The organism is Microbacterium sp. CH1, from assembly GCF_001595495.1.
Taxonomy (GTDB): domain Bacteria; phylum Actinomycetota; class Actinomycetes; order Actinomycetales; family Microbacteriaceae; genus Microbacterium.
The window spans coordinates 29,591-54,599 of the sequence record NZ_LOSO01000019.1; the positions used below are offsets into that span (position 1 = coordinate 29,591).

Annotated in this window: 24 protein-coding genes; 7 read left to right on the forward strand and 17 right to left on the reverse strand. The window is 71.5% G+C overall.

Features of this window, described 5'->3' with window-relative positions:
• Positions 1-78: 78 nt before the first annotated feature.
• From rocD to AUV07_RS13775, 7 genes are all read right to left on the reverse strand, one after another.
• Positions 79-1,410 carry an ornithine--oxo-acid transaminase gene (gene rocD / locus AUV07_RS13745; protein WP_062636973.1) on the reverse strand — a complete coding sequence of 444 codons (1,332 nt, stop codon included), beginning with the start codon at positions 1,408-1,410 and terminating at the stop codon, positions 79-81.
• Complete coding sequence (ddaH, locus tag AUV07_RS13750; RefSeq protein WP_060922634.1) at positions 1,407-2,285, reverse strand: dimethylargininase; 879 nt, start codon at positions 2,283-2,285, stop codon at positions 1,407-1,409. The genes rocD and ddaH overlap by 4 nt, the downstream gene beginning before the upstream one ends.
• Positions 2,286-2,448: 163 nt before the next feature.
• Positions 2,449-3,447, reverse strand: coding sequence for an NAD(P)-dependent alcohol dehydrogenase (locus tag AUV07_RS13755; RefSeq protein WP_062636975.1), 999 nt, complete (start codon positions 3,445-3,447; stop codon positions 2,449-2,451).
• The gene (locus tag AUV07_RS13760; protein ID WP_060922632.1) at positions 3,444-3,674 is read right to left on the reverse strand and encodes a helix-turn-helix transcriptional regulator; all 231 of its coding nucleotides are present in this window, start codon (positions 3,672-3,674) and stop codon (positions 3,444-3,446) included. Before AUV07_RS13760 ends, AUV07_RS13755 begins: the two co-directional genes overlap by 4 nt.
• A complete protein-coding gene (locus tag AUV07_RS13765; RefSeq protein ID WP_062636978.1) occupies positions 3,674-4,108 on the reverse strand; it encodes a hypothetical protein in 435 nt (144 codons plus the stop codon). The genes AUV07_RS13760 and AUV07_RS13765 overlap by 1 nt, the downstream gene beginning before the upstream one ends.
• Positions 4,109-4,832: 724 nt before the next feature.
• Complete coding sequence (locus AUV07_RS13770) at positions 4,833-8,507, reverse strand: proline dehydrogenase family protein (protein WP_062636979.1); 3,675 nt, start codon at positions 8,505-8,507, stop codon at positions 4,833-4,835.
• A 64-nt stretch (positions 8,508-8,571) separates the two neighbouring features.
• Entirely contained in the window at positions 8,572-9,132 is a 561-nt protein-coding gene (locus AUV07_RS13775) for an acyl-CoA thioesterase (RefSeq protein ID WP_062636981.1), read from the reverse strand.
• Between the two features lie 130 nt (positions 9,133-9,262).
• Between AUV07_RS13775 and AUV07_RS13780 the strand changes: the two genes are divergently transcribed.
• The gene (locus AUV07_RS13780) at positions 9,263-9,772 is read left to right on the forward strand and encodes a GNAT family N-acetyltransferase (RefSeq protein WP_025105423.1); all 510 of its coding nucleotides are present in this window, start codon (positions 9,263-9,265) and stop codon (positions 9,770-9,772) included.
• Positions 9,773-9,824: 52 nt separating this feature from the next.
• On the opposite strand, the gene AUV07_RS13785 is transcribed toward AUV07_RS13780, so the two are convergent.
• The 5 genes from AUV07_RS13785 to AUV07_RS13805 are packed head-to-tail and all read right to left on the reverse strand — an operon-like array spanning position 9,825 to position 14,868.
• Entirely contained in the window at positions 9,825-10,976 is a 1,152-nt protein-coding gene (locus tag AUV07_RS13785) for an acetyl-CoA C-acetyltransferase (protein WP_062636984.1), read from the reverse strand.
• Positions 10,977-10,989: 13 nt separating this feature from the next.
• Positions 10,990-11,463, reverse strand: a complete 474-nt coding sequence (locus AUV07_RS13790) for an ASCH domain-containing protein (protein WP_062636986.1) — start codon at positions 11,461-11,463, stop codon at positions 10,990-10,992.
• 3 nt (positions 11,464-11,466) lie between these two features.
• The gene (locus AUV07_RS13795; protein WP_062636989.1) at positions 11,467-13,116 is read right to left on the reverse strand and encodes a cytochrome b/b6 domain-containing protein; all 1,650 of its coding nucleotides are present in this window, start codon (positions 13,114-13,116) and stop codon (positions 11,467-11,469) included.
• Positions 13,117-13,118: 2 nt separating this feature from the next.
• The gene (locus tag AUV07_RS13800; protein WP_062636992.1) at positions 13,119-14,090 is read right to left on the reverse strand and encodes an electron transfer flavoprotein subunit alpha/FixB family protein; all 972 of its coding nucleotides are present in this window, start codon (positions 14,088-14,090) and stop codon (positions 13,119-13,121) included.
• 1 nt (position 14,091) lies between these two features.
• Entirely contained in the window at positions 14,092-14,868 is a 777-nt protein-coding gene (locus AUV07_RS13805; RefSeq protein ID WP_062636994.1) for an electron transfer flavoprotein subunit beta/FixA family protein, read from the reverse strand.
• Between the two features lie 175 nt (positions 14,869-15,043).
• Here AUV07_RS13805 and AUV07_RS13810 point away from each other — a divergent pair, with 175 nt between their 5' ends.
• Genes AUV07_RS13810 through AUV07_RS13815 form a run of 3 tightly spaced genes read left to right on the forward strand, consistent with a single transcriptional unit; the run spans position 15,044 to position 16,204 of the window.
• The gene (locus tag AUV07_RS13810; protein ID WP_062636996.1) at positions 15,044-15,580 is read left to right on the forward strand and encodes a MarR family winged helix-turn-helix transcriptional regulator; all 537 of its coding nucleotides are present in this window, start codon (positions 15,044-15,046) and stop codon (positions 15,578-15,580) included.
• Positions 15,581-15,608: 28 nt separating this feature from the next.
• Positions 15,609-15,764, forward strand: a complete 156-nt coding sequence (locus AUV07_RS17670; protein ID WP_157524082.1) for a hypothetical protein — start codon at positions 15,609-15,611, stop codon at positions 15,762-15,764.
• Positions 15,761-16,204 (forward strand): YdeI/OmpD-associated family protein, encoded by a 444-nt coding sequence (locus AUV07_RS13815; protein ID WP_062636998.1) that lies wholly within the window; start codon positions 15,761-15,763, stop codon positions 16,202-16,204. The genes AUV07_RS17670 and AUV07_RS13815 overlap by 4 nt, the downstream gene beginning before the upstream one ends.
• A gap of 14 nt (positions 16,205-16,218) precedes the next feature.
• Here AUV07_RS13815 and AUV07_RS13820 read toward each other — a convergent pair whose 3' ends face one another.
• The 4 genes from AUV07_RS13820 to AUV07_RS13835 all read right to left on the reverse strand — a co-directional run bounded on the left by AUV07_RS13820 (position 16,219) and on the right by AUV07_RS13835 (position 20,716).
• Positions 16,219-16,995 carry an enoyl-CoA hydratase-related protein gene (locus AUV07_RS13820; RefSeq protein ID WP_062637000.1) on the reverse strand — a complete coding sequence of 259 codons (777 nt, stop codon included), beginning with the start codon at positions 16,993-16,995 and terminating at the stop codon, positions 16,219-16,221.
• 102 nt (positions 16,996-17,097) lie between these two features.
• A complete protein-coding gene (gene mmsB / locus AUV07_RS13825; protein ID WP_025105414.1) occupies positions 17,098-17,976 on the reverse strand; it encodes a 3-hydroxyisobutyrate dehydrogenase in 879 nt (292 codons plus the stop codon).
• Complete coding sequence (locus tag AUV07_RS13830; RefSeq protein WP_062637002.1) at positions 17,973-19,154, reverse strand: acyl-CoA dehydrogenase family protein; 1,182 nt, start codon at positions 19,152-19,154, stop codon at positions 17,973-17,975. The genes mmsB and AUV07_RS13830 overlap by 4 nt, the downstream gene beginning before the upstream one ends.
• 62 nt (positions 19,155-19,216) lie before the next feature.
• Positions 19,217-20,716 (reverse strand): CoA-acylating methylmalonate-semialdehyde dehydrogenase, encoded by a 1,500-nt coding sequence (locus AUV07_RS13835; RefSeq protein ID WP_062637004.1) that lies wholly within the window; start codon positions 20,714-20,716, stop codon positions 19,217-19,219.
• Positions 20,717-21,109: 393 nt separating this feature from the next.
• Here AUV07_RS13835 and AUV07_RS13840 point away from each other — a divergent pair, with 393 nt between their 5' ends.
• Both AUV07_RS13840 and AUV07_RS13845 read left to right on the forward strand, forming a co-directional pair.
• Entirely contained in the window at positions 21,110-22,084 is a 975-nt protein-coding gene (locus AUV07_RS13840; RefSeq protein WP_062637006.1) for a hypothetical protein, read from the forward strand.
• Positions 22,085-22,238: 154 nt separating this feature from the next.
• Positions 22,239-22,829 (forward strand): antibiotic biosynthesis monooxygenase, encoded by a 591-nt coding sequence (locus AUV07_RS13845; RefSeq protein WP_062637008.1) that lies wholly within the window; start codon positions 22,239-22,241, stop codon positions 22,827-22,829.
• A gap of 9 nt (positions 22,830-22,838) precedes the next feature.
• On the opposite strand, the gene AUV07_RS13850 is transcribed toward AUV07_RS13845, so the two are convergent.
• Positions 22,839-24,326: an MFS transporter gene (locus AUV07_RS13850; protein ID WP_062637011.1), complete on the reverse strand. Its 1,488-nt coding sequence runs from the start codon at positions 24,324-24,326 to the stop codon at positions 22,839-22,841.
• A 175-nt stretch (positions 24,327-24,501) separates the two neighbouring features.
• Between AUV07_RS13850 and AUV07_RS13855 the strand changes: the two genes are divergently transcribed.
• The gene (locus AUV07_RS13855; protein WP_062637014.1) at positions 24,502-25,008 is read left to right on the forward strand and encodes a ClbS/DfsB family four-helix bundle protein; all 507 of its coding nucleotides are present in this window, start codon (positions 24,502-24,504) and stop codon (positions 25,006-25,008) included.
• The last annotated feature ends 1 nt before the right edge of the window (position 25,009 follow it).

Sequence of the window (25,009 nt, forward strand, 5' to 3'; positions counted from 1 at the left end):
CCCCTTTCGAGACGAGCCACCCCCTTGCGAACGTTCGCAAGGGGGTGGCTCGTGCAGAAGGGGGTGGGTCGGCCGCGGTCAGGCGTCGAGGACCACCGTGAGCTGCTCGACGGCCCAGTCGAGCTCGGTGGCCCGGATGACGAGCGGCGGGGCGATGCGGATGGTCTGCCCGTGCGTGTCCTTCACGAGCACACCGCGGTCGAGCAGCTTCTCCGCGATCTCGCGGCCGGTGCCGATGGCGGGGTCGATGTCGACGCCCGCCCACAGCCCGGCGATGCGCACGCCCGTGACACCGTGGCCGATCAGCGGCTGCAGCGCCTGCTCGAGGTGCGCGCCGAGCGCCCGCGCTCGCTCCTGGAACTCGCCCGTCTGCAGCATCTCCACCACGCGGAGACCGACGGCCGCCGCGAGCGGGTTGCCGCCGAACGTGGAACCATGCTCGCCGGGGCGGATCACGCCGAGCACATCCGTGTTCCCCACCACGGCCGAGACCGGCAGGATGCCGCCGCCGAGCGCCTTGCCCAGCAGGTACAGGTCCGGAACGACGCCCTCACGGTCGCACGCGAACGTCTCGCCGACCCGACCGAGCCCGGCCTGGATCTCGTCGGCGATGAACAGCACGTTCTTCTCGTCGCAGATCTCGCGGATGCGGCGGAGGTACCCCTCCGGCGGGATCACCACGCCGGCCTCGCCCTGGATCGGCTCCACGAGCACGCCCGCCGTGTCCTCCGTGATGGCCGCGGCGATCGCCTCCGCGTCGCCGAACGGCACACGGTCGAAGCCCGGCGTGTAGGGACCGAAGTCGTCGTGCGCGGTCTCGTCGTCGCTGAAGCTCACGATCGTCGTCGTACGGCCGTGGAAGTTGCCCTTCGCCACGACGATCCGCGCCTTCCCCTCGGGGATGCCCTTCACGCGGTAGCCCCAGGCCCTGGCGACCTTGATGCCGGTCTCGACGGCCTCGGCGCCCGTGTTCATCGGCAGGACGAGCTCCTTGCCGCAGAGCTCGGCGAGCGCCGCGGCGAACGGCTCCAGGGTGTCGCTCTGGAACGCCCGGCTGACGAGCGTGACCCGACCGAGCTGCTCGGTCAGGGCCGCGACGAGAGCGGGGTGCCGGTGCCCGAAGTTGACCGCGGAGTACGCCGCGAGCAGGTCGAGGTACCGCTTGCCCTCGACATCGGTGACCCACGCCCCCTCGCCGCGCGCGATCATCACGGGCAGCGGGTGGTAGTTGTGCGCGACATGCGGCTCCGCGACCGCGCTGGGTCCCTGAGCCTGTCGAAGGGTCGCTGCGTCCGCCGCCTGGGTCGCTGCGCCCGTTCCCTGGGTCGCTGCGTCCGCCGCCTGGGTCGCTGCGTCCGCCGCCTGGGTCGCTGAGCTCGTCGAAGCGTCCGCCGTCTGCTCGATCGTCACTTCGCACCCCGCAGCTCGAGCGTGCAGCACTTGATGCCGCCGCCGCCGAGCAGGAGCTCGGACAGGTCGACGGTGATCGGGTTGTAGCCGCGCTCGCGGAGCTGCTGCTCGAAGCCCTTCGCCCGCGGCGAGATGATGACGTTGTAGCCGTCGCTCGAGGAGTTCAGGCCGAACACCGCGCCGTCCTCGTCCGAGACGAGGATCGCGTCCGGGAAGCGCTTCTCCAGCTCGGCACGGCTGGCGTCGTCGAAGGCCCCGGGAAGGTAGGCGATGTTCGCCCGCTCGGGGCCGCCGTTCTCCACGCCCTGCACGGGGTCGAGCACCGCGATCGCGGTGTCGAGGTGATAGAAGCGGGGGTCGGTGAGGTTCAGCGACACGACCTCGCGGCCGAAGACCTCTCCGACCTCGCGGTGGCTGTCACCCGTGGAGCGGAAGCCCGTGCCGGCCAGGATCACATCGCCCACGAGCAGGAAGTCGCCCTCGCCCTCGTTGACCTCCTTCGGCATCACCGTGTCGTAGCCCGCGGCGCGGAACCAGTCGGCAAAGGCCGGAGCCTCGCCCTGGCGCTCGACGAACCGGAACTCCGGCACATAGGCGCGGCCATCGATGAGGAAGCCGCCGTTGGCCGTGTAGACCATGTCCGGGTAGCCGGGGAGCGGATCGATGAGCTCGACCTCGTGGCCGAGCTCGACGTACAGGTCATACAGCTTCTGCCACTGGGCGACCGCGTTGGCGGTATCGGTCGGCCGCGACGGCTCCATCCACGGATTGATGGAGTAGTTCACCGTGAAGTGCTCGGGACGGCACATCAGGTAGTGGCGGCGGTGCGCGGTGCGCGTGGGGGCGGTGGTGACGGCGGTCTCCGGCGTCGACATGGATGCTCCTCGTGTGAACGGGCGCGGCGGACGCTGTCCAGGGGCCCGGCGGTCCTTCGACCCCCTGCTCGGAAGAGGCGGAGGGGAAGATGCGACTCGGGCACGCCGGTGACCATTGTGCCACCGGACCCTGGGCGCCACCAGCATCCGTCCCGTGTCGCGCTCAGCCCTCGCGCTGCGTCACCACGACCTTGCCGACCGTGTGCCCGGCCTCGACGTGTGCCAGCGCCGACACGGCCTCGTCGAACGGATACGCGCGCTCGATCACGGGGACGAGGTGCCCCTCCTCCACGAGCTCGAGCAGCTTCGTGAGGATCTCCGGGCGCGAGGTGGCCGCGAGAGACACCACCCGGGGTCCGCGGAGCGAGAGCACGGCGGCGCGGATCATCCGCGGCACCGGACCGAGCACTCGTCCGCCGTCTCCGGTCACCAGCACCACGCGACCGCCCGGGCGGACGAGCCGCTGCAGCTCGCGGATCGGCACACCTCCCGCCACATCGATGACGGCGTCGAACCGGGAGGAGGGCAGATGCGTGAGCGGAGACGTGCGGTGATCGAGCGTGCGCACGGCTCCGAGGCGTTCCAGCAGCAGGGCGTTGTGCGCGCCGCACGTCGCCCAGACCTCGGCCCCGCGGAGCGCCGCGAGCTGCACGGCGAACGTCCCCACGCCGCCGGACGCTCCGATCACGAGGACCCGCTGCGCGCGGTGCCGCAGCCCCACCCCGGCGGCATCGAGCGCCTGCCACGCGGTGCCTCCAGCGATCGGCAGGCAGGCCGCCGCCTCGGGTGTCACGTCGGGCGGGACGGGCACGACGCGGTCGGCAGCGATGCGCGCGGCGCCGGCGAGCCCTCCTCCGCCCTGCAGCTCCCCCACCACGAGTTCGCCGAGCTCGGCGTTCACCACGTCCGCGCCGACCGCCACGACGGTGCCGGCGACGTCGAGCCCCCGCACCGGGTTCTTCGGTCGGGTGAGCCCGAAGAACGGCCGGACGAGCAGCGGGTCGCCGAGGAGCAGCCGCACGTCGCCGGCGTTGAGGGCGGTGGCCTGCACACGCAGCACGACCTCGCCCCGATGCGGCTGCGGGACGGGGACGTGGGTCAGCGTCGTCCCGGCGGCCGGGCCGTACGTCGCGCGGGTCCAGGCGGGCATGGTCTCGGTCATGCGGCACCTCCGGGGTCGGTCGGATACGCGAACAGGTCGTCGATCCCGACCCCGAACGCCCGGGCGATCTGGAACGCGAGCTCGAGTGTCGGCGAGTACTTCTGCTGTTCGATCGCGATGAGGGTCTGCCTGGTGACCCCGATCGTGCGGGCGAGCTCGGCCTGCGTGAGTCCGGCGCGCTCGCGATGGGCGCGGATGGTGTTGGAGACGAGGGTGGGCTTGACCATCAGCGGAGCCCCCGGCGGTACGCGATCGCCCGGGCGACACCGCCGACGACGGCCGCCACGAGGAACCCGGCGAACATGGTGTTCGCGATCCAGAACACGTCGGCGCCGAGACCGCAGAGGACGATGACCCCGAGGCCGGCGATGGTGACGAAGGCCTGCTCCACCCGGGCTCCCATCCGGCCGATGTCCCGGTCGCGGATGTCGGAGCGGCCGACGCCGTCCGGATCGGACATCCCGGCGACGATGCCCCAGAGGACGCTGAGCACGATCGTCCCGACAATGCCCCCGCCGATCGTCCACAGCATCAGCGGGAACCAGTCCGTGGCGGTGAGCGGTCCGCCGCCGGCCTGCTGCAGCAGCAGCACGACGTAGACGACCGCGACGATCGGGCTGACGATGAGCCCGGCCCAGACGTTGCGCTCCTCGTAGACCATGCGAATCTCCTCGTGTCAAAAATTCTTGACACGAAACTACGCCCGCCCGTCCCCCGTGTCAAGAATCTTTTACACCCCCGGTTCCCGCCCCTCGTCCCTCGCCCCTCGCCCCTCGCCGCAGTCTCTCCCGGGATCACAATCGCACCCCCGCACGGCCTCTCCCGCCCGTTTCCGATCCCGCACGCCGCCCACTCCCCCACACCCCGCGCCGCGGGATCAACAACGCCCCTCCGCAGACCCACGACGGCGCCGTTTCGATCCCGCGTCCCCGGAACCTCCCGTCCCCTCCCCGCAGCACCCCGCCGAGTCCGGCACACCCTCGCAGGCGGGATCGAAAACGCACCCCCATCGATCCGGAGGAGCACCTTTTCGCACCCGTACCGAAGCGGAGCCCGGCCATTCCCGGAAGGCGGGATCGAAAACGCACCCCCGTCGCTCCGGAGCGGCACATTTTTGCACCCGTGTCGTGGAGACGCGTACGCCCCGAGGTGGGATCAGAATCGCACCCGAGCAGCACCGAGGCGGCCCTCTTTCGCACCCGCACCGAAAGCGGCGCGCCGGCCCCGGTCGGGTGGGATCAGAAACGCACCCCCGCAAGCCCGGAGTGGCGCCTTTTCGCACCCGCACCCGAGAGGGCGCGGCGCCACGGCGGGCCGGGATCAGAAACGGACCCCTGGCGGGCCCGAGCGGCGCGTTATTGCCTCCGCACCGAAACGGGCGGGGGTCAGATGACGGAGGCGCTCCAGGGGTCGGGGTTCCCGTAGCGGTGGGCGGTGATCGAGACGGACTGCTCGTGCACGAACGGGAGGAGCTCGATGCGGGCCGCCGCCGTCACCTCCGCGTCGTACACCGCGAGGTCCGGGTCACCGCCGGTGGCCACCGCCAGCGCGGAGCGCAGCGCCGCCACCGACTCCCGTCCGCCCACGAGCCGCACGCGCCCATGCCGCGGAAGTACCGGAACACCCGCATCTCCCGAGGCCCCGGACTCCTCGGCCACCTGCATCCGCTGGAGCCACTCGTCCTCCGTCTCCAGGAACACCACGGCGTCGAGGTCACCCAGAGCATGCCGCACGCCCGCCGGAAGCCCGACCGGAGTGGACACGACGAAGCCTGCCCCCGCGCGCACTCCCGCGATCACGACCCGCAGCAGGTCGTGCAGGGCGGCGTCCTCGGTGGCGCGGATCTCCACCGGCACAGGCCGGTACCGGAAGAGGTTGCGCTCGATCTCCAGCCGCGAGACGTCCCGCACCCGACCGAACTCCCGGTCCCAGGCCAACGCGTCGGACAGGGCGGACCGCCGGAGCCACTCGAACGACTCGAACGGGAGGGAGGGCTGCGCCGCCTCGATGAGCCCCGTGATCCGGGAGTCGAGCCCCCGCAGATGGAGGGTGCTCGACGCCGGGGCCCCGTGCTGGGCGCGCCACGACCCGAGTCCGATGAGGTGGTTCGGCCCGCCCGGCTTGGCACCGGCGCCGACGGAGGAGCGCTTCCACCCGCCGAACGGCTGCCGCTGCACGATCGCCCCGGTGGTGCCGCGGTTGACGTAGAGGTTCCCGGCCTGCACGCGGTCGAGCCAGAAGGAGAGGTCGTCGGGGTCCTGTGTGTGCAGACCCGCGGTGAGACCGTAGGCGACGGCGTTCTGCAGGTCGACGGCCTTGGCGAGGGTCGGCGCGTGCATGACCCCGAGGACTGGTCCGAAGAACTCCTCGGTGTGGAAGCGGGAACCGGACTGCACACCGACCCGCACGCCCGGGCGCCACAGCCGTCCGCTGCCGTCGTCGGCGGGGTCGAGGGCGGGTTCGATGAGCCACCGCTCGTCGCCCTCCAGCTCGGAGAGAGCCCAGGCGAGCTTGCCCTCGGGCTTCTCGATGACCGGGCCCACCTCGGCGAGCGGATCCGAAGGCCAGCCGACCCGCAGCGAGCGCACCGCGTCGGCGAGCTGACGGGCGAAACGCTGCGAGCGCCCCACCGGCCCGACGAGGATCGCGAGCGACGCCGCGGAGCACTTCTGCCCCGCATGACCGAACGCGCTCTTCACGAGGTCGGCCACGGCGAGGTCGAGGTCGGCCGAGGGCGTGATGATCATGGCGTTCTTGCCGCTGGTCTCCGCGAGCAGGGGCAGGTCGGGACGCCAGGAGCGGAACAGCGCCGCGGTCTCCCACGACCCGGTGAGGATCACCCGGTCCACCGCCTCGTCCGTGATGAGGGCACGGCCGAGGTCGCCTTCCTCGATGTCGACGAGAGCGAGAGCCTCACGGGGCACGCCGCCGTCCCACAGTGCCTCCACGAGCACCGCCGCACACCGCCGCGCCTGCGGGGCGGGCTTCAGGACCACGCCGGAGCCCGCGGCGAGCGCCGCCAGCACGCCACCCGCGGGGATCGCGAGGGGGAAGTTCCACGGCGGCGCGACGACGGTCACGCGGGCGGGGACGAACACGGCGCCGGAGATCGCGTCGAGCTCACGGCAGGTCGCGGCGTAGTACCGGGCGAAGTCGACGGCCTCGCTCACCTCGACATCGGCTTCGGCGAAGACCTTGCCCGTCTCCACCGCCGCGACCTCGATCAGCTCCGCACGCCGGGACTCGAGCGCCGCCGCCGCCCGCAGCAGCACCTCGGCCCGTTCGGCTGCAGGACGCGCACCCCAGGCCGCCGCCGCACCCTGCACACCGCGCACGATGCGACCGAGGTCGTCGGCGTCGTCGACGCGGGCCGCGTCCAGGACCTCCGTCCCGACCGTCGAGTCCGCGAGCCGTGCGCGGATCCCCGCCGCCCACTCGCGGTTGGCGGGGAGGGCGAGATCCGTATCGGCCGTGTTCGCGAAGCCCGGGGCACCCCCGGTGTCCTCCCCGCGCTCGCGCGCCGCATACACGGCGGTCTCGAGGAAGGCGCCGGTGTCGGCGTCGTCCGAGCCGCGCACGATGCCGAGGACGGCCTTGGTGAGATCGGCCTCCGCGACTGGGCTGACCGGCGCCGGCCGCACGGACTCGTGCACCGGCGCGAGGCGGTCCTGCGTGCGCCGCGGGCCGAGGGCGAGGGCGGGGTCGGCCGCCCGGTCGAGCGCGTCGAGGAAGCGGTCGGCTTCCCGGGCGAAGAGCGTCTCGTCGTCGTGCAGGTGGAACGCCGCGGAGAGGAAGTTCTCGGACGACGCGTTCTCCTCCAGCCGCCGCACGAGGTAGCTGATGGCCACGTCGAACTCCGCGGGCGCCACGACCGGCACGTACAGCAGCACCGGACCGACTTCGCGGGACACCGCCTGCACCTGCCCCTGAGCCATGCCGAGCAGCATCTCGAACTCGACCGCGTCGCGGACGCCCCGCTCCCCGGCCCGCAGCCACGCGTGGGCGATGCCGAAGAGGTTGTGGCCGGCCACGCCGATCCGCACGGCCGACGTGTGCTCGGGCCGCAGCGCCCAGTCGAGGCAGCGCAGGTAGTTGGCGTCGGTGTCGAGCTTGGTGTCGTAGGGCGCGGGCGTCCACCCGTGCAGCGTCGCCTCGACGTGCTCCATCGCGAGGTTCGCGCCCTTCACGAGGCGCACCTTGATGCGGGCTCCCCCGTGGATCACGCGGTCCTGCGCCCAGGCGGTGAGCTCCTGCAGCGCCGGGAGCGCGTCGGGGAGGTAGGCCTGCAGCACGATCCCGGCCTCGAGTCCGGCGAGCCGCGGATCCTCCAGGAGCCGTGTGAAGACGGCGATCGTGAGGTCGAGGTCGCGATACTCCTCCATGTCGAGGTTGATGAAGGTGCCGTCTGCCGCCGCCGTCACGTACAGCGGGAGCAGCCGCTCCACGACCCGGTCGACGACCTCGTCGAAGCCCCACATCGAGATGCGGCTGACGATCGCGGAGACCTTGACCGACACGTAGTCGACGTCCGGACGCCGGATGAGCTCGTGGATGCCGTCGAGCCGCCGCTGCGCCTCCGCCTCGCCCAGCACCGCCTCCCCGAGGAGGTTGAGGTTCAGACGCGACCCCGACTCCCGCAGCTTCTCGATCGCGGGTCCGAGCTTCGCGGGCCGCGCGTCCACCACGAGGTGCCCCACCATCTCGCGCAGCGCCCGCCGCGCGAGGGGGACGACCGGTGTCGGCAGCACCGGGGCGACGCCGCCGCCGAGCCGCACGGCGGAGCGCAGGTACCACGGCAGGAACTCCGGCACGATGGGCGCGATCCGGCGCAGCTGGGCGGCCGCGGCGGTCAGGCTCTCCGGGCGCATCACGCCGTCGACGAAACCGAGGGTGAACGGCAGACCGTTGGCGTCGCGCAGGACTCCGGCGAGGCGTTCCGCGGCGGGGTCGACGTCGGCCGCGGCCGCCTCGATCACCCAGCGGCGCGCGAGTTCGACGGCCTGATCGGCGAGGGATGCGGATGCCCCCGCCTCCGCGGAGGATGACGACGACTCTGCCATGTGACCACCCTAGGTCTCCGGTCGCGGAATCCCGGGGTGCCCGACCGTGCGGGCCGGAGTCGGGTCAGTTCCAGATGCTGGGGGCGGGGGTACGTACGGGAGGCAGGGCGGACGCGGCCGCCCAGTCGTGCACCCACGCGTCGATCTCGGGAACCCCGTCGGGCTTGCCCACCGCGGCGAAGAGCTCCTCGTTGCTGACCGTGCCGCCGGAGCGTCGCAGCACGCGGGCCCGCACGATGGCCCGGGCGTAGACCTCGCCGCCGACCACGGCGCGATGCTCCAGGAAGAGGGCCTTCTCGTCGTGCCCGATGAACCGGGACTGCACCTCGAACCGCTGCCAGAGCTGGAGCGACTTGCGGAACGTGATCGTCTCGCTCGACACGACCGCGTACCAGCCCTGGTCCTTCATCACATCGAACAACCCCGCGCGGATGAGGTGGTCCCAGCGACCGAGGTCGAACAGCGACAGATAGCGGCCGTTGTTCATGTGGCGGAGGATGTCGAGGTCGGTCGGCAGGGTGGTCACGGTGACGGTGCCGACGGCGGTGGGGTCGAGGGTCTTCCCCTGCCGCACGCGGCGACGCGCACCGAGGATCACGAGGAGGGTCCGCCAGATCACATTCACGAGGACTGATCGTAGCCATCCGCGCACGACGGTCGAACTTCGTTGTCCGATTCCTCCATGCCGTCGGAGTGCCTCTCGGGGGCCGTCGTCCCGATTTCCGATTTCCACGGACCCGCCGTAGAGTCACCGCATGAGCGCCGAAGCCCAGCCCGAAGTCATCGTCCGTCCGGTCCGTGATGTGGATGCGGAAGCCCTCGGTCGCGTGCATGCGCAGTGCTGGCACGAGACCTACGATCACCTCATCAGCAAGGCGGCGCTGGAGAAGGTCTCCCCCCGCCGGATGGCCGAGCTCTGGACGCACTGGGCGGCGCAGGGTCCCGACTTCAAGATGAACGCGGCGCTCGTCGACGGCGAGATCGTCGGCTTCGTCGGCTCGGGGCCGGCCCGCGACAAGGACGCCCCGGCGTTCCGCGAGCTGTACTTCATCTACCTGCTCGACGCGTACCACTCGACCGGCATCGGGCAGAAGCTCTTCGATGCGGCCGTCGAGAAGGACGAGCCGCTCTACCTCTGGGTCGCCGAGGACAACCCCCGCGCGCACCGCTTCTACACGCGCAACGGATTCCACCTCGACGGCGCCGCGCACACCGAGCCGTTCCTCGGCGAGACGCTCACCGAGGTCCGCTTCGTGCGCCCCTGACCCTCGTCTTCACCGAAAGGGCCGCCCCGCGAGGCGGCCCTTTCGTCTGCACTCAGAGGCGTTCGATGATCGTGACGTTCGCGACGCCGCCGCCCTCGCACATCGTCTGCAGGCCGTACCGGCCGCCGGTGCGCTCCAGCTCGTTGAGCAGGGTCGCGAGGATGCGGGTGCCGGTCGCGCCGATCGGGTGCCCCAGCGCGATGCCGCCGCCGTTGACGTTGACCTTCTCGTGCGGCGCACCGGTCTCGCGCATCCAGGCGAGCACGACCGAGGCGAACGCCTCGTTGACCTCGAACAGGTCGATGTCCTCGATCCGGAGCCCGGTGCGCTCCAGCGCGTGCCGGGTCGCCGGGATCGGCGCGGTGAGCATGAGTACGGGGTCGTCGCCGCGGACGGAGACGTGGTGGATGCGAGCGCGCGGGGTGAGGCCGTGCTCCTGCACCGCCCGCGCACTGGCGATGAGCACGGCACTCGATGCATCGCTGATCTGCGACGCGACCGCGGCGGTGATCCGTCCGCCGGGCGCGAGCGGCGGCAAGCCGGCCATGCGTTCGAGGGTGGTGTCCCGGCGCACGCCCTCGTCATGGCCGAGCCCGGCGAGCGGCGCGATCTCCGCCGCGAACCGCCCCTCGTCCTGGGCCACGGCCGCCCGGCGGTGGCTCTCCAGCGCGTACCGCTCCATCTCCTCGCGCGAGATGTCCCAGCGCTCGGCGATGAGCTCCGCGCCCCGGAACTGCGAGATCTCCTGGTCGCCGTACCGCTCCTGCCATCCGGGGGACTCGGCGTACGGCGTCGTGAAGCCGTACTCCCGGCCGACGGTCGCGGCGGCGGTGAGCGGGATCCGCGACATGTTCTGCAGCCCGCCGGCGATCACGAGGTCGCCGGTGCCGCTGAGCACCGCCTGCGCGGCGAAGTGCACGGCCTGCTGACTGGATCCGCACTGGCGGTCGATCGTCACGCCGGGCACGTGCTCCGGGAAGCCGGCGACGAGCAGCGCGGTGCGCGCGACGTTCCCGGCCTGCCCGCCGATCGCATCGATGGCTCCGAGGATCACGTCGTCCACGGCGCCGGGGTCGATGCCGGTCCGGTCGACGAGGGCCCGCAGACTGTGCGCGCCGAGGTCGGCGGGGTGGATCTCCGCGAGAGCGCCGCCACGGCGTCCGACCGGCGAACGGACCGCGTCGACGATGTAGGCCTCTGCCATGATCTCCCTCTCCTCAGTCCTCCGTGCCGGCCGGCAGGAGCAGCCGGAAGCGCTCGCACAGCACCGGCATGTCAGGTTCGTAGCCGCGCGGGTTCTCGGAGTGGGTGCGCCAGTAGCGCTCGTGCACCTCGCGCCAGTGCGCCAGGGTGCGGTCCCCCTCCCCCTCGGCGAACGCGTGCGCCTCGTCGACCTCGTCGAACGGCACGATGTCGATCGCCGTGGTCTCGATCACGGCGCGCGGGGCGCCGGTTCCGTCGAGGATGATGCTGAGCTCGCCGACGGTCGGCAGCGGATCCCCCGTCTCCTCGTAGTCCCAGACGGAGGACGCGGTGCCCACCTTGATGCCGCGGAGCACGAGCTCCAGGAGCTCGTCGGCGTGCTCCGGCGTCGCGCCGAAACCCCACGCCTCGGGAAGGGCCTCGGGCAGGTGCGGCAGCGCGATGCGGGCCTCGCGCCAGTACTCCTCGATGGCGGTGCGGTCGGTCATGGATCAGCGCCCCGAGACCTTGCCGAAGACCTTCGCGATCGGCGCGAGCACGAGCGGCCGCGCCGCGACCCACGCGATCGCGATCACGACGAGCGAGGCGATGAACACCCAGAACCCTGTCCACGTCGCGGCATCCTGCGCGGCGAACATGTGATTGAGGTTGCGCAGGAAGCCGGTCAGCATCACGAGCGCGACGTGCGCGATGATGAACGCCACGAAGTAGAGCATCACCGGGAAGTGCAGGGCGCGCGCCCATTCCACCGGATACGCCTTCGACAGGCGCTCCGCCTTCTTGGGCCAGAGCCCCGACATGCGGAACCCGGTGACGGCGGCGAGCGGTGCCGCGAGGAAGACGGTGACGAAGTAGGCGAGCTGCTGCAGGCTGTTGTAGTTGTTCCAGCCGTTCTCGTGCGGCCAGTCGAACGAGATGTACTGCAGCGCCGCCGACAGCGCGTTCGGGAAGACCTCCCAGCTCGTCGGCACGATCCGCACCCAGTGCCCTGTGGCGAACAGCAGCACCACGAAGATCACGCCGTTCAGCAGCCACAGGATGTCGAGCGCCTGGTGGAACCAGAGGTTCAGGCTGATCTTGCCCTTCGGGTTGTTCCGCGGCGTCCAGAAGACGCTCGGACGCTTCTCGGTGCGCACCTGCAGCCCCGAGCGGATGATCAGCACGATCAGGAACATGTTGAAGAAGTGCGCCCAGTTGACCCACGGCGCGAAGCCGGGCTCGACCGGGATCGGCGGCTCGTACTCGCCCGGGAAGGCGGCCAGGAAGTCCTGCATGAAGGGGAGGCTCAGCAGCGTGCGGACGAGGGCCACGGCCGCGGCCGCGAGCACACCGAGAGCGGCGGCGCCGAACAGCGCCGCGATCGCCTGGGTCCAGGTCGGACGCCGGCGAGCGGTCGGGGTGGTCGAGGCGGCGGCCGGAAGGTGTCGGGGGGCACGACCGTTCCAGACCGTGCGGGTCCAGGGCAGCGGCGTGCTGATGTCGGCGGCCGGGGCGAGCGCGGTGCCGGGGACCGCGGGCTCCGCCGCCGCGGGTGCCGCGGCCGGAGCCGGAGTCTCCGCGATCGCGGGGGCGTCCGCCGCTGCGGCCGAGGAGGTGTCGGGGGTCGCACGAGCGGGCACGGTCCCGGCGGGCGGCCAGGGCTCGCCGCCCGGGACACGCGGCAGTCCGCGGCGGATGCTGGGGGCTCCGGCGGGCGTCGCGGCAGCGGGCGTCGCGGCAGCGGGCGTCGCGGCAGCGGGCGTCGCGGCAGCGGACGTGGCGGCAGCCGGCTCGGCAGCGGGAGCGTCGGGCGCCGTGACCGCGGCACGTGACGTCTCGGCCGGCACCGCGGCGACGGCCGACACCGCCGGCGCGGCCTGGGCCGGCGGCCACGGCTCGCCGCCCCGGACGCGCGGGAGGCCCCGGCGGAGAGTCGGGCGCGGGGCGGCGTCCTCCGGAAGAGAGGGGGTCGCGTCAGCGGTCTCGACCTCGGCGGCGCTGCGCTCCACGCGCTCCGTCGTCGCGGACACCGGCGCCGACTCCGGAGCCTCGACGGCGGCCACCTCGACCGCATCGACGGTCTCGACCGTCACCTCGGCGGGCGGCCACGGCTCGCCGCCCGGCACCCGCGGAAGCCCGCGGCGCAGCACCCGCGTCGCCATGGCTACTTCTTCCGCGCCTCGAGCGCGGCGATCACCTGCGGCACGATCGTGAACACATCCCCGACGATGCCGAAGTCGGCGACGTCGAAGATCGGCGCCTCCGGATCCTTGTTGATCGCCACGATGTTCTTCGACGTCTGCATGCCGGCGCGGTGCTGGATCGCGCCGGAGATCCCGAGCGCGACGTAGAGCTGCGGCGACACCGAGACCCCGGTCTGCCCGACCTGGTGGGACTGCGGGATGTAGCCCGCGTCGACGGCGGCGCGCGAGGCGCCGACCGCGGCTCCGAGGGCGTCGGCGAGCTCCTCCACGAGCACGAACTTCTCCTTCGAGGCGAGACCCCGGCCGCCCGACACGACGCGGGTCGCTCCGCGCAGCTCGGGCCGGGACGAGGTGGCCTCGACGGTCTCGACGGGGCCCGCCGTCGCGGCGACCGCTCCGGACGGAGCGACCGCGAGCTGCTCGACCTGCGGGGAGGCGACCGCCTCGGCCCTGGCCTCCACCGCACCCTGGCGCACCGTGACGACGAGCGTGCCGTACGTCGCGGCGGCGTCGACGAGATACGCCCCGCCGTAGACCGAGTGGTGGGCGACGATGCCCTCGTCGTCGCGGGAGACCCCGACCGCGTCCACGGCGAGCGCACTCTTCGTCCGCACCGCGAACCGGCCGGCGACATCGCGTCCGGAGATCGAGTTCGAGATGAGGACGGCCGCGGGCTGCACCTGCGCGGCGGCGGCCTGCAGCGCGTCGACGATCGGGACGGTCAGCGCGGACGGGTCGCCGTCGGCCGTGAGCACGATCGCGGCTCCGGCCTCCGCGGCCGTGGCGACCGCCGCCTCGGAACCGCCGACGATCACCGCGACCGGTGTGCCGATGCCTGCCGCCGCGCCGAGGAGTCCGGCGGTGCTGCTGGCGAGTGCACCGGACGGGTCGACGTCGAGGAGCACGAGGATCGGGTTCTCGGGGTACGCCATGTCACACCAGCCTGTTCTGCACGAGGAACTCGACGAGCTTCTCGGCGGCATCGCCCTCGTCGGTGATCTTGACCCCGGCCGCCCGCGGAGGCTTCTCGGAGACCGCGGTCATGATGGTGCGCGGAGCGAGTGCCGGGTCGGCCGACACGTCGAGGTCGGCGAGGGACAGCACCTCCAGCGGCTTCTTCTTCGCCGCCATGATGCCCTTGAAGTTCGGGAACCGGGCGTCCGGGAGCGCCTCGGTGATGGAGATCACGGCGGGCAACGGGGCGGTCACCTGCTGGTTGCCCGCGTCGGCGCCGCGGGTGCCGGTGACGCCCTCGGCGGTGATCTCGACCGCGGTGAGGGCGGTGGCCTGCGCCCAGCCGAGGTGTTCGGCGAGCATCGCGGGGAGGACGCCGCCGGCGCCGTCGGTGGACAGGTTGCCGGTGATGACGAGGTCGGGGGCGCCGCGGCGGATCGCGGCGGCGAGCACCTCGGCGGTGAGGCCCAGGTCGGCGCCGACGAGCTGCTCGTCGACGATGTGGATCGCAGAGGCGGCACCGATCGCGAGGGCCCGCCGCACGGATGCGGTCGCGCTCTCGGGCGCCATCGTGAGGGCCACGACCTCGGTGCCCTCGTTCTTGTCGGCGTGGGCCAGGGCGACCTCGAGGGCCCGCTCCGTGATCTCGTCGAGGACCACATCCCCGGCCCCGCGTTCGGCGAGTCCGGTCTCGAGATTCAACGTGCGATCGCCATAGGTGTCCGGTACCTCTTTGACCAGGACGAAGATCTTCATCGAATGCTCCTCACGACACGCTGAGTCTATCCGCACGCTCTTCTATGTAGCCAAAGGCGGAGGGATCCGCAGGTGGTACCCCCGATTTCGGCCGCCAATGTATACATAGTCGACAGTCGGGCCCCGCGGCTCGCCGCTGACGGCCGGGGGCGGACTCCCCCGGTACCGTAGAGACGTGGTCCGACCCCGCCCGCTTCCCGTCGACCCGCTCGCCGAGGCGAAGCGGCAGTGGATCGCGCACGGCTGGACCGAGGCCGCGGACGGCATGACGGTGGTCACCTCGGTGATGCGCGCCCAGCAGCTCCTCCTGGCCCGCGTCGACGCGGCCCTCAAGCCCTTCGCCCTGAGCTTCGCCCGCTACGAGGTGCTGCGGCTGCTCGCCTTCAGCCGTGCCGGACGCCTGCCGTTGTCGAGCGTCGTCGCGCGCCTGCAGGTCCACGCCACCACCATCACGAGCACCGCCGAGCGCCTCGTGCGCGACGGCCTCGTCATCCGCGAACCGCACCCGCACGACGGGCGCGCCGCGATGCTCGCCCTCACCGCGGCCGGCCGCGATCTCGTCGAGCGCGCCACGACCGCCCTTAACGCCGACGTCTTCGCCGACCCCGGCATGAGCGAGGCCGACGCCGCCGAGCTCGTCGCCATCGTCGCCCGTCTGCGCCGCGACGCCGGCGACTTCATCGACCCGCGCCCCCTCCCCGAACCGCTCTGATGCCCCGGTTCGAGCTCGCGGCACACTCATGCGCGACACGATCGTGTTCCGGTCACCCTTCGGGCCCCTCGGCCGCGTCGTCGACGCCCTCGTGCTCGGCCGCTACATGGAACGGCTGATCGCCGAACGCAACTCCGCTCTCGTCGCCGCGATCGAGGACGGCGGGCGTACTCTTCCTGCATGAGCGAACTGCGCGTGCACACCGTCCTCACCGGTCGCGGCCCCGCCGCGGCGATCCTCCTCACCGACGAGCAGGTGGCGTCCTTCGACGCCGGCAAGGCCTTCCCGGTCGCGGTCACGATCGGCGGGCGCACCGCGCGCCTGCGCCTGGCCCGCATGGGCGGCGAGAACATGATCGGTCTCAGCAAGGCCGCCCGCGCAGACCTCGGGGTCGAGATCGATCAGGAGGTGGACGCCGTGATCCGGCTCGACACCGCGGAACGCACGGTCGAGGTGCCGCCGGCGCTGGCCGCCGCCCTCGACGCCGATCCGGCCGTGCGCGCGGCCTTCGACGCCCTCTCCCCGTCGGCGCGCAAGGAGCACGCCAGGGCGGTCGCCGAGGCCAAGCAGGAGGCGACGCGCGAGCGCCGGATCTCGAAGATCGTGGAGTCCCTGCGCGGCTGACCTCTGCCCCGCGGTCAGCGGTTCTGGAAGTCCGGCGTGCGCTTCTCGCGGAAGGCCGCCATCCCCTCCTTCTGATCGTGCGTGTCGAACAGCGCCGCGAATGCCTGCTTCTCGTGGGCGAGGCCCTCGGACAGCGCCGTCTCCAAGGCGGCATCGAGCGCGGCCTTGGCGGCGTAGACCGACGGCAGCGACTTCGACGCGATCGTCTCGGCAAGGGTGGTCGCCTCGGACAGGAGATCCCCCGCGGGGACGACACGGGACACGAGTCCGGAGCGCTCGGCCTCCTCGGCGCCCATGAAGCGGCCGGACAGCACGAGCTCCGCCGCCTTGTAGTACCCCACCGCGCGGATGAGCCGCTGGGTGCCGCCCATGCCCGGGATCACTCCGAGGTTGATCTCGGGCTGTCCGAACTTCGCGGTGTCCGCGGCGAGGATGATGTCGCACATCATCGCCAGCTCGCAGCCGCCGCCGAGCGCGAACCCGGAGACCGCCGCGATGACCGGGGTGCGCACGGCCGCGAAGTCGTGGCAGACGCCGAAGTGGTCGGTCTCGAGCATCTCCGCCGCGGACATGCCCTCCATCTCCTTGATGTCGGCGCCGGCCGCGAAGGCCTTCTCGGAGCCGGTCACGACGATGGCTCCGACACCATCATCCGCATCGAAGGCCTGCGCGGCGGCGGTGACCTCCTCGGCGAGCCGGCTGTTCAGCGCGTTGAGCGCCTCCGGCCGGTGGAGGGTGATCCAGCCCACGCGTCCGCGCTGCTCCACCAGGATCGTCTCGTACTCGGTCATCGCTCCCGCCTTCCTGTCGTCATCCACCCTCTCCTTCGAATCGCCCGATTTGCTGCATTTCGGCCGGATTTGCGACCATTCAGGCGATTCGAAAGCGGGAGGTCAGCCGCGGATCTCCGTGATGATGCCGGAGAAGTCGCGGGCGGCGCCGTCGCCGGCGGCGTAGGCGGCGTACAGCTCCTGCGCCAGACGACCCATCCGCGCGTCCGTCGAGGTCTGCTCGATGGCCTGCAGCGCGAGACCGAGGTCCTTCGCCATGAGGGCTCCCGCGAACCCCGGCTGGTAGTCCCGGTTCGCGGGGCTGGTGGGCACCGGACCGGGCACGGGGCAGTTCGTGGTGAGCGCCCAGCACTGCCCCGACGCCTGGGACACCACGTCGAACAGGGCCTGATGCTCGAGTCCCAACCGCTCGCCCAGCACGAAGGCCTCGGCGACGGCGATCTGCGACACCGCGAGCACCATGTTGTTGCAGACCTTCGCCGCCTGTCCGAGCCCCGGTCCGCCGCAGTGCACGATGCGCTTCCCCATGATCTCCAGCAGCGGCAGCGCCGCCGCGAAGTCGTCGTCGGAACCCCCGACCATGAACGCCAGGGTCCCGGCCTCCGCCCCGACCACACCTCCGGAGACCGGAGCGTCGATGTGCCGGTGGCCGGCGGCGAGCGCGAGCGCATGGGCGGCCCGCGCCTCGTCCACCGCGATGGTCGACGATTCGATGAACAGCGTCCCGGGGCGCGCGGCCGCCAGCAGCTCCGTGCGGTAGGCCTCGATGACGTGCTTTCCCGCCGGGAACATCGTCACCACGACCTCCGCGTCCGCCACCGCTTCCGCGCCGCTCGCCGCCACGGGGATCCCGGCCGCCCGCGCCGCCTCGATGGCCGCGGGCACGAGGTCGAAGCCGTGCACCTCGTGTCCGGCGGCGACGAGGTTCTTCGCCATCGGCAACCCCATGTGCCCGAGCCCGAGGAAGGCGACGCGGGTCATGATGCGCTCCGCATCGACGTCGACCCCGCGGGTCGCAGCATCTCCCGCCCGACGATCAGGCGCATGATCTCGTTCGTCCCCTCGAGGATCTGGTGCACGCGGAGGTCGCGGACGATCTTCTCGATGCCGTAGTCCTGCAGGTAGCCGTAACCGCCGTGCAGCTGGAGGGCGCGATTGGCCACCTCGAAGCCGGCGTCGGTCGCGAAGCGCTTGGCCATCGCGCAGCGCATCGTCGCATCCGGAGCCTTCCCGTCGACGGCCTCCGCGCCGTCGCGCACCATCAGCCGCGCGGCCTGCAGGTCGGTGCGCATGTCGGCGATCGCGAAGAGGATCGACTGCTTCTCCGCCAGCGGCTCCCCGAACGCGACGCGCTCGTGCACGTACTGCACGGCCTTGTCGAGCGCGGCCTGCGCGCCCCCGAGAGAGCACGCCGCGATGTTGAGGCGGCCGCCGTTGAGCGCCGACATCGCGATCGCGAAACCGCGTCCCTCGTCGCCGAGCATCGCCGACGCCGGCACCCGCACGCCGTCCATGATCACGGGCCGGGTGGGCTGCGCGTGCCACCCCATCTTCTTCTCCGGAGCACCGAAGCTCAGGTTCTCCGCGTCGCCGGGGACCAGGAAGGCGCTGATCCCGCGGGCTCCCGGCTCGCCGGTCCGCGCCATGACGACGTACACCGCGGCCTCACCGGCTCCGGAGATGAACTGCTTCACCCCGGTCAGCACGTACTCGTCGCCCTCGCGGACGGCACTGGTCGCGATGTTCGCCGCATCGGATCCGGCCCCCGGCTCGGTGAGGCAGTAGCCGCCGAACTCCTGCATGGCGGTCAGCGACGGCAGCCAGCGCGACCGCTGCTCGTCGTCGCCGTAGGTGTCGATCATCCAGACCACCATGTTGTGGATGGAGATGTAGGCGGCAACGGCGGGGTCGGCCTTGGCGAGCTCCTCGAAGATGGCGACGGTGTCGACGCGGGTGAGGCCCGTGCCGCCGAACTCCTCGCTCACGTAGATCCCGCCGAGGCCGAGCTCGCCGCCGCGCTGCAGCGACTCCCGCGGGAACAGGTGCTTCTCGTCGCGTTCGGCCGCGAACGGGGCGAGCTCCGCATCGGCGAACTCTCGCACGGCGTCGAGGATCGCCTCGCGCTCCTCATCGGTGGTGGTGACGGTGGTCATGGTCATCGCGTGTCCTTAAGATCTGGGTCCCTGAGCCCTGTCGAAGGGTCCCTGAGCCTGTCGAAGGGTCAATGCATGGTGGGGATGACGAAGCTGGCGCCCTCGCGGATCCCCGACGGCCAGCGGCTCGTCACGGTCTTGGTCTTCGTGTAGAAGCGGAAGGCGTCGGCGCCGTGCTGGTTGAGGTCGCCGAAGCCGCTGCGCTTCCAGCCGCCGAACGTGTAGTAGGCGATCGGCACCGGGATGGGCACGTTCACGCCCACCATCCCGACCTCCACCCGAGCGGCGAAGTCGCGGGCGGCGTCACCGTCGCGCGTGAAGATGGCGACGCCGTTGCCGTACTCGTGCTCGGAGGCCATGCGCAGCGCCTCCTCGTAGTCGGCGGCGCGGGCGATCACGAGCACCGGGCCGAAGATCTCCTCGCGGTAGATCGCCATGTCGGTCGTGACGTGATCGAACAGGGTCGGTCCGAGGTAGAAGCCCTCCTCGTGCCCGTCGACCGTGAAGCCGCGGCCGTCGGCGAGCAGCGTCGCGCCCTCGTCGATCCCCTGCTGGATGTAGCCCTCGACCCGCTCGACCGCTGCGCGGGTGACCAGGGGTCCGTATTCGACGTCTGCTGCGAGGGACGGTCCGACCCGCAGCTGCGCGACGCGTTCGGTGAGCTTGGCCGCGAGGGCGTCTGCCGTCTCCTCGCCGACCGGCACGGCGACCGAGATGGCCATGCACCGCTCCCCTGCGGAGCCGTAGCCGGCGCCGATGAGGGCGTCGACGGCCTGGTCGAGGTCGGCGTCGGGCATCACGATCATGTGGTTCTTCGCGCCGCCGAAGCACTGCGCGCGCTTGCCGTGGGCGGCCGCGGTGGCGTAGATGTACTCGGCGATGGGCGTGGAGCCGACGAAGCCGACCGCGCGGATCCGGTCGTCGGTGAGCAGCGTGTCGACCGCCTCCTTGTCACCGTGCACCACGTTGAGGACGCCGGCCGGCAGCCCCGCTTCGAGGAAGAGCTCGGCGAGGCGCACCGGCACCGAGGGGTCGCGCTCACTGGGCTTGAGCACCACCGCGTTGCCGGCGGCGAGCGCGGGACCCGCCTTCCACAGCGGGATCATGGCGGGGAAGTTGAACGGCGTGATCGCCGCGACGACCCCGAGCGGCTGCCGCATCGAGTACACGTCGATGCCCGCCCCGGCCCCGGTGGAGTACTCGCCCTTGAGCAGGTGCGGGGCCCCGGCGGAGAACTCGATCACCTCGAGCCCTCGCTGGATGTCGCCCCTGGCGTCGTCGACGGTCTTGCCGTGCTCGCTCGCGAGGAGTTCGGCGAGCGAGGTCATCTCCTGCTGCACGAGGTCGAGGAACCGCAGGAGGACGCGGGCGCGCTTCTGCGGGTTGGTCGCCGCCCACGCGGCATGAGCCTGCTCGGCGTTCGCGATGACGCGGCGTACCTCCTCCGCGGACGCGAGCGGCACCCGGGCCTGCACGGCTCCGGTGCTCGGGTCGAAGACGTCGGCGAAGCGGCCGTCTTCCGGGGTGACATGCGTTCCGCCCACGAAGTGCGGGATAGTACGGGTCATTGTGCGACATCCCTCCGTGCCCACTTTGGCACATCGGCGAGTTTACTCCGACGACCGTGAAAATACGAGGACGTCCTTGTATCTCTCGTCGCCGTGCGTTCGGATGCCGCCGTCGCCCGTTCTCCGGCCGTTCACCCGCCGGACATCCGGGCCGATTACAACTGCAGATGCACGGCACAGACTCAGACCGGATCGGGTAGTCGCGTCTCCCGTGCACACGGTGAGCACTCTCGCTCCCGAGACCCCCGCCGAATCGGGTCGGCGGGGGTCTTCTCTTCCTTCGAATCGCTTGCTTTGCTCCATTTCGGCCGGGGATGGAGCACAGTGCGCGATTCGAACCGGGGCTGTGGAGACCGACCCCGCCGCGGCCGCCGGGGGTGGGAGCGTGGGGGCATGGGACGACGACAGCAGCTTCCGGCCCGCTTCGAGGCAGACTTCGCGGTCCGGACGGCGCGACTGCACGGCGTGAGTCGCGGACGGCTGCGCGGGTCCGACCTCGAGGCTCCGTTCCACGGGGTCCGCGTGCACCCCCGCCCGGCTCCCGGGCTGGACATCGCAGACCCGTACGAGCGGCAGCGGCACGCGCGGGTGGCGCGAGCACAGTCCTACGCCCCGATCCTGCACACGGGGCACTTCTTCAGTCACGAGACGGCCGTGTCGATCTGGGGAGGCCCACTGCCGCTCGCCTTCGACGATCACGGAGGCATCGCGACGGCGGACGACCTCGCCCTCCACGTCAGTGCGTCCGGCGGGATCCCGTTCCCCCGCGCCCGCGGCGTGACCGGACACCGCACACTGTCCAGCCTCACCTCGATCCGCTATCGGGACGGCCTCCGGGTGACCTCCCCCGCCGCGACCTGGGTCTCCCTCGGCACGCTGCCGCTGGTGGACCTCGTGGCCCTCGGCGACTACTTCTGCCGGCGCTGGAGACCGGGCGTCGGGCGGCCGGACCTCGGGAGGCAGCCGTGGGCGACGGTCGACGAGCTGCGGGAGATGCTGGCGGCAGGGCGGAGGCGCGGGGCGGCACGGTTGCGGGAGGCGGTCGAGCTGGTGCGGGAGGACTCGTGGTCGCCGCGGGAGAGCCGGCTGCGGTGCCTCCTGGTCGCGGCCGGAATCCCGGAGCCCCAGCTCAACGTGGACGTGTTCGACGACCGGGGCCGCTTCCTGGCCTGCGTTGACATGGTCTGGGAGGCCGAACGCGTCGCGGCGGAGTACCACGGCATGGTGCACGGCGCGCAGTGGGCACGGGATGTCGAGCGGGTCGCGGCGCTGCGGGCTGCCGGGTGGACGGTGATCGAGGTCACCGCACCCCTCCTCCACAGACCCGAGGAACTGATCCGCCGTGTGGCGTCGGCGCTGGGGCGGTGACCCCGCGTTCGAATCGCGCGAATGGCGGCATCCGGCCCGGATTTACAGCCAATCGCGCGACTCGAACGGGAACTAGAATCGACCAGGCGCCGCGACCCTGGCGCCGCCACCCCGCGTCCGCACCCCGACGCCGTTCACCCCCGAGGACCGCACCATGTCCGCATCCGCGCCCGTCACCGTCTCCATCCGCCGCGAGGTCGACCCGGAGCGCATCGCCGAGGCCACCGCGTGGGTGCAGACCGGGGTGAACCTCGCGACGAAGTACCCGGGATTCCTCGGCTCCGGCTGGGTCCGTGCCGGCGAGGACTCCCAGGTCTGGCACATGCTCTACCGGTTCGCGAGCGAGGACGCGCTCACCGCGTGGGAGCAGTCCGCGGAACGCGCGTGGTGGCTGTCGATGGGCCAGGGCTTCGTCCGCAGCGAGCGGTCCAAGCGCCGCTCCGGCATCGAGGGGTGGTTCGACGAGCCGTCCACGGGCTCCATCCCCGTCGTCGACCCGGATGGCACGACCAGCACCGTGACCGTCGCCCCCGCGCCGCCGCGGTGGAAGCAGGCCGTCTCGATCTGGCTCGGCTTCTTCCCCGTGAACCTCGCGTTCACCTACGCCATGAGCCCGGTGCCGGGATGGGACGCCGTGCCGCTGTGGCTCCGCGTGCTCATCACCACCCTCGTGCTCACGCCGATCATGACGTACTGGGTGCTTCCGTTCGTCACGCGCTCCCTGCGGAACTGGCTCGCCCGCTAGCGCCGCCCCTCAGGAGCCGGCCTCCGCACCCGGGGTGACACCCTTCTTCGCCGGTTCGACGAGCGAGAGCGGATCGGCGATGTCCTCCAGCGACTTCCCGGCGGCACTGACGCCGAAGACGCCGCACACGACACCGCCGAACATCATGATGGCCGCACCGAGCACGTAGCCCCAGAACAGCGGACCGCGGTCGCCGGACTCCGCGCTCGCACCGATCAGCGCGCCGTAGAGCACCGGGGCGACGGCGCCGACGAGCTGCCCGATCGAGAAGACGTAGGAGATCACCTGGCTGCGCAGTTCGAGCGGGAAGATCTCGCTCACCGTCAGATAGGCGGCGGAGGCCCCGGCCGAGGCGAAGAAGAACGATGCACACCAGAACGCCGTGTGCGTGCCCGCGTTCAACACGCCCGCGTTGAAGAGGAAGGCGCTGACGAGCAGGATCAGTCCCGCGAGCACGTAGGTGCCGAACAGCATCCGCCGACGACCCCACGTGTCGAAGAAGTGGCCGAGGATGAGGGCGCCGGCGAGGTTGCCCACCGCGAAGACGATGAAGTACTGCGACGCGGATGCCGGCGGGGTGTCGTAGAAGTTCTCCAGCACGAGCGCGTACGTGAAGAAGATCGCGTTGTAGAGGAAGGACTGCGTGACCATCATCGTGATGCCGACGAGCGTGCGCCGCGGGTACTTCTTGAACAGCACCTTCGCGATCACGAGGAACGGGACGCTGCCGTATTCCTTGACCGTGATGGCCTTGCTCTCGTCGACGGGCTCGATCGTCTTGCCCTCCTTGCGGATGCGCTCCTCGATCTCGTCGACGTTGCGTTCCGCCTCCTCCTCGCGGCCGTGCGTCATCTGCCAGCGCGGGCTCTCCGGGATGTGCCGTCGCAGCCAGATGATGAGGAGGCCGAGGATCGGGCCGAGGAAGAAGCTCAGCCGCCAGCCGATGTCGGCGGGCAGGATGTCGGTGTTGAGGAAGAACATGTTGGCGACGGCGCCGAGGGCCGCACCGCCCCAGTAGGTGCCGTTGATGGCGATGTCGACCCGGCCGCGGTACCTCGCGGGGATGATCTCGTCGATGGCCGAGTTGATGGCCGCGTACTCGCCGCCGATGCCCGCCCCGGCGACGAAGCGCCAGATGTAGAAGAACCAGGGGGCGAACGCGAGGCCGGCGACGGCCGAGCCGACGAGGTACACCCCGAGCGAGAGCAGGAAGAGGTTCTTGCGGCCGAGGCGGTCGGCGAGACGGCCGAACACGAGGGCGCCGAACACCTGGCCCAGCAGGTAGCAGGTGCCGGCGAGGCCGACCTCGGCCGGGCCCATCCCCAGCGTCTGCGCGTAGCCGTTGGCCGCGACGATCTGCACCTCGAGGCCGTCGAGGATCCAGGAGAACCCGAGTCCGACGACGATCATCCAGTGGAAGCGCGACCAGGGGAGCCGGTCCATGCGCGCGGGGACGAGCGACCGGACCTCCTTGACGGTGACGTCGGACGCGGACATGGGGGCCTCCTTCTCGCGGGACACGCTGTCGTCCCGGATCCGGTTTACTCCTCCCGGAAATCCGCCGCATCCGCTTGACCCGGGGCCGTCGGCACGCTACCGCTTCGAATCGCGCGAATGGCCCCATCCCGGGCGAGAATGGAGCCAATCAGGCGATTCGAACGGAGGTGGGGCGATGTCCGGCGTCCCCGCGACGAAGGAGCAGCTGCTCGCCGCCATCGAGACGTCCTATGCCCGGCTGTCCGACGACCTCGACCGGGTACCTGCGACCCACGTCCGGGAGAAGGTGCTCCCGGGGCACGCAGCCGGCACCTCGATGAGTCCCGCCGATCTCGTGGCCTACCTCATCGGCTGGAACGAGCAGGTCCTCGTCTGGAACGAGCGCCGCGCCGCCGGCCTCCCCGACGAGTTCCCGGCGCCCGGTGCGGCGTGGAACGACCTCGGGTCACTCGCGCTCCGCTTCTACCGCGAGCACGAGCACGAGTCCTGGGACGACCTCCGCGCCCGCCTCGACGATGCCGAACGCCGGATCGTGGAGCTCGTCCGCGACCGCTCGGAGGAGGAGCTCTACGGCGCCCCCTGGTACCGGCGGTGGACGCTCGGACGCATGATCTCGCTCAACACCTCGTCGCCGTACGCGAACGCACGGAGCCGGCTGCGCCGCTGGCTCCGCACGCTCTGAA

Excerpts from the sequence above, each read along its gene's own strand:
- ddaH (WP_060922634.1), bottom strand. The coding sequence starts at position 2,285 with ATGTCGACGCCGGAGACCGCCGTCACCACCGCCCCCACGCGCACCGCG.
- AUV07_RS13755 (WP_062636975.1), bottom strand. The coding sequence starts at position 3,447 with ATGACCGAGACCATGCCCGCCTGGACCCGCGCGACGTACGGCCCGGCC.
- AUV07_RS13760 (WP_060922632.1), bottom strand. The coding sequence starts at position 3,674 with ATGGTCAAGCCCACCCTCGTCTCCAACACCATCCGCGCCCATCGCGAG.
- AUV07_RS13765 (WP_062636978.1), bottom strand. The coding sequence starts at position 4,108 with ATGGTCTACGAGGAGCGCAACGTCTGGGCCGGGCTCATCGTCAGCCCG.
- AUV07_RS13770 (WP_062636979.1), bottom strand. The coding sequence starts at position 8,507 with ATGGCAGAGTCGTCGTCATCCTCCGCGGAGGCGGGGGCATCCGCATCC.
- AUV07_RS13780 (WP_025105423.1), top strand. The coding sequence starts at position 9,263 with ATGAGCGCCGAAGCCCAGCCCGAAGTCATCGTCCGTCCGGTCCGTGAT.
- AUV07_RS13785 (WP_062636984.1), bottom strand. The coding sequence starts at position 10,976 with ATGGCAGAGGCCTACATCGTCGACGCGGTCCGTTCGCCGGTCGGACGC.
- AUV07_RS13790 (WP_062636986.1), bottom strand. The coding sequence starts at position 11,463 with ATGACCGACCGCACCGCCATCGAGGAGTACTGGCGCGAGGCCCGCATC.
- AUV07_RS13795 (WP_062636989.1), bottom strand. The coding sequence starts at position 13,116 with ATGGCGACGCGGGTGCTGCGCCGCGGGCTTCCGCGGGTGCCGGGCGGC.
- AUV07_RS13800 (WP_062636992.1), bottom strand. The coding sequence starts at position 14,090 with ATGGCGTACCCCGAGAACCCGATCCTCGTGCTCCTCGACGTCGACCCG.
- AUV07_RS13805 (WP_062636994.1), bottom strand. The coding sequence starts at position 14,868 with ATGAAGATCTTCGTCCTGGTCAAAGAGGTACCGGACACCTATGGCGAT.
- AUV07_RS17670 (WP_157524082.1), top strand. The coding sequence starts at position 15,609 with ATGCGCGACACGATCGTGTTCCGGTCACCCTTCGGGCCCCTCGGCCGC.
- AUV07_RS13815 (WP_062636998.1), top strand. The coding sequence starts at position 15,761 with ATGAGCGAACTGCGCGTGCACACCGTCCTCACCGGTCGCGGCCCCGCC.
- AUV07_RS13820 (WP_062637000.1), bottom strand. The coding sequence starts at position 16,995 with ATGACCGAGTACGAGACGATCCTGGTGGAGCAGCGCGGACGCGTGGGC.
- mmsB (WP_025105414.1), bottom strand. The coding sequence starts at position 17,976 with ATGACCCGCGTCGCCTTCCTCGGGCTCGGGCACATGGGGTTGCCGATG.
- AUV07_RS13830 (WP_062637002.1), bottom strand. The coding sequence starts at position 19,154 with ATGACCATGACCACCGTCACCACCACCGATGAGGAGCGCGAGGCGATC.
- AUV07_RS13835 (WP_062637004.1), bottom strand. The coding sequence starts at position 20,716 with ATGACCCGTACTATCCCGCACTTCGTGGGCGGAACGCATGTCACCCCG.
- AUV07_RS13840 (WP_062637006.1), top strand. The coding sequence starts at position 21,110 with ATGGGACGACGACAGCAGCTTCCGGCCCGCTTCGAGGCAGACTTCGCG.
- AUV07_RS13845 (WP_062637008.1), top strand. The coding sequence starts at position 22,239 with ATGTCCGCATCCGCGCCCGTCACCGTCTCCATCCGCCGCGAGGTCGAC.
- AUV07_RS13850 (WP_062637011.1), bottom strand. The coding sequence starts at position 24,326 with ATGTCCGCGTCCGACGTCACCGTCAAGGAGGTCCGGTCGCTCGTCCCC.
- AUV07_RS13855 (WP_062637014.1), top strand. The coding sequence starts at position 24,502 with ATGTCCGGCGTCCCCGCGACGAAGGAGCAGCTGCTCGCCGCCATCGAG.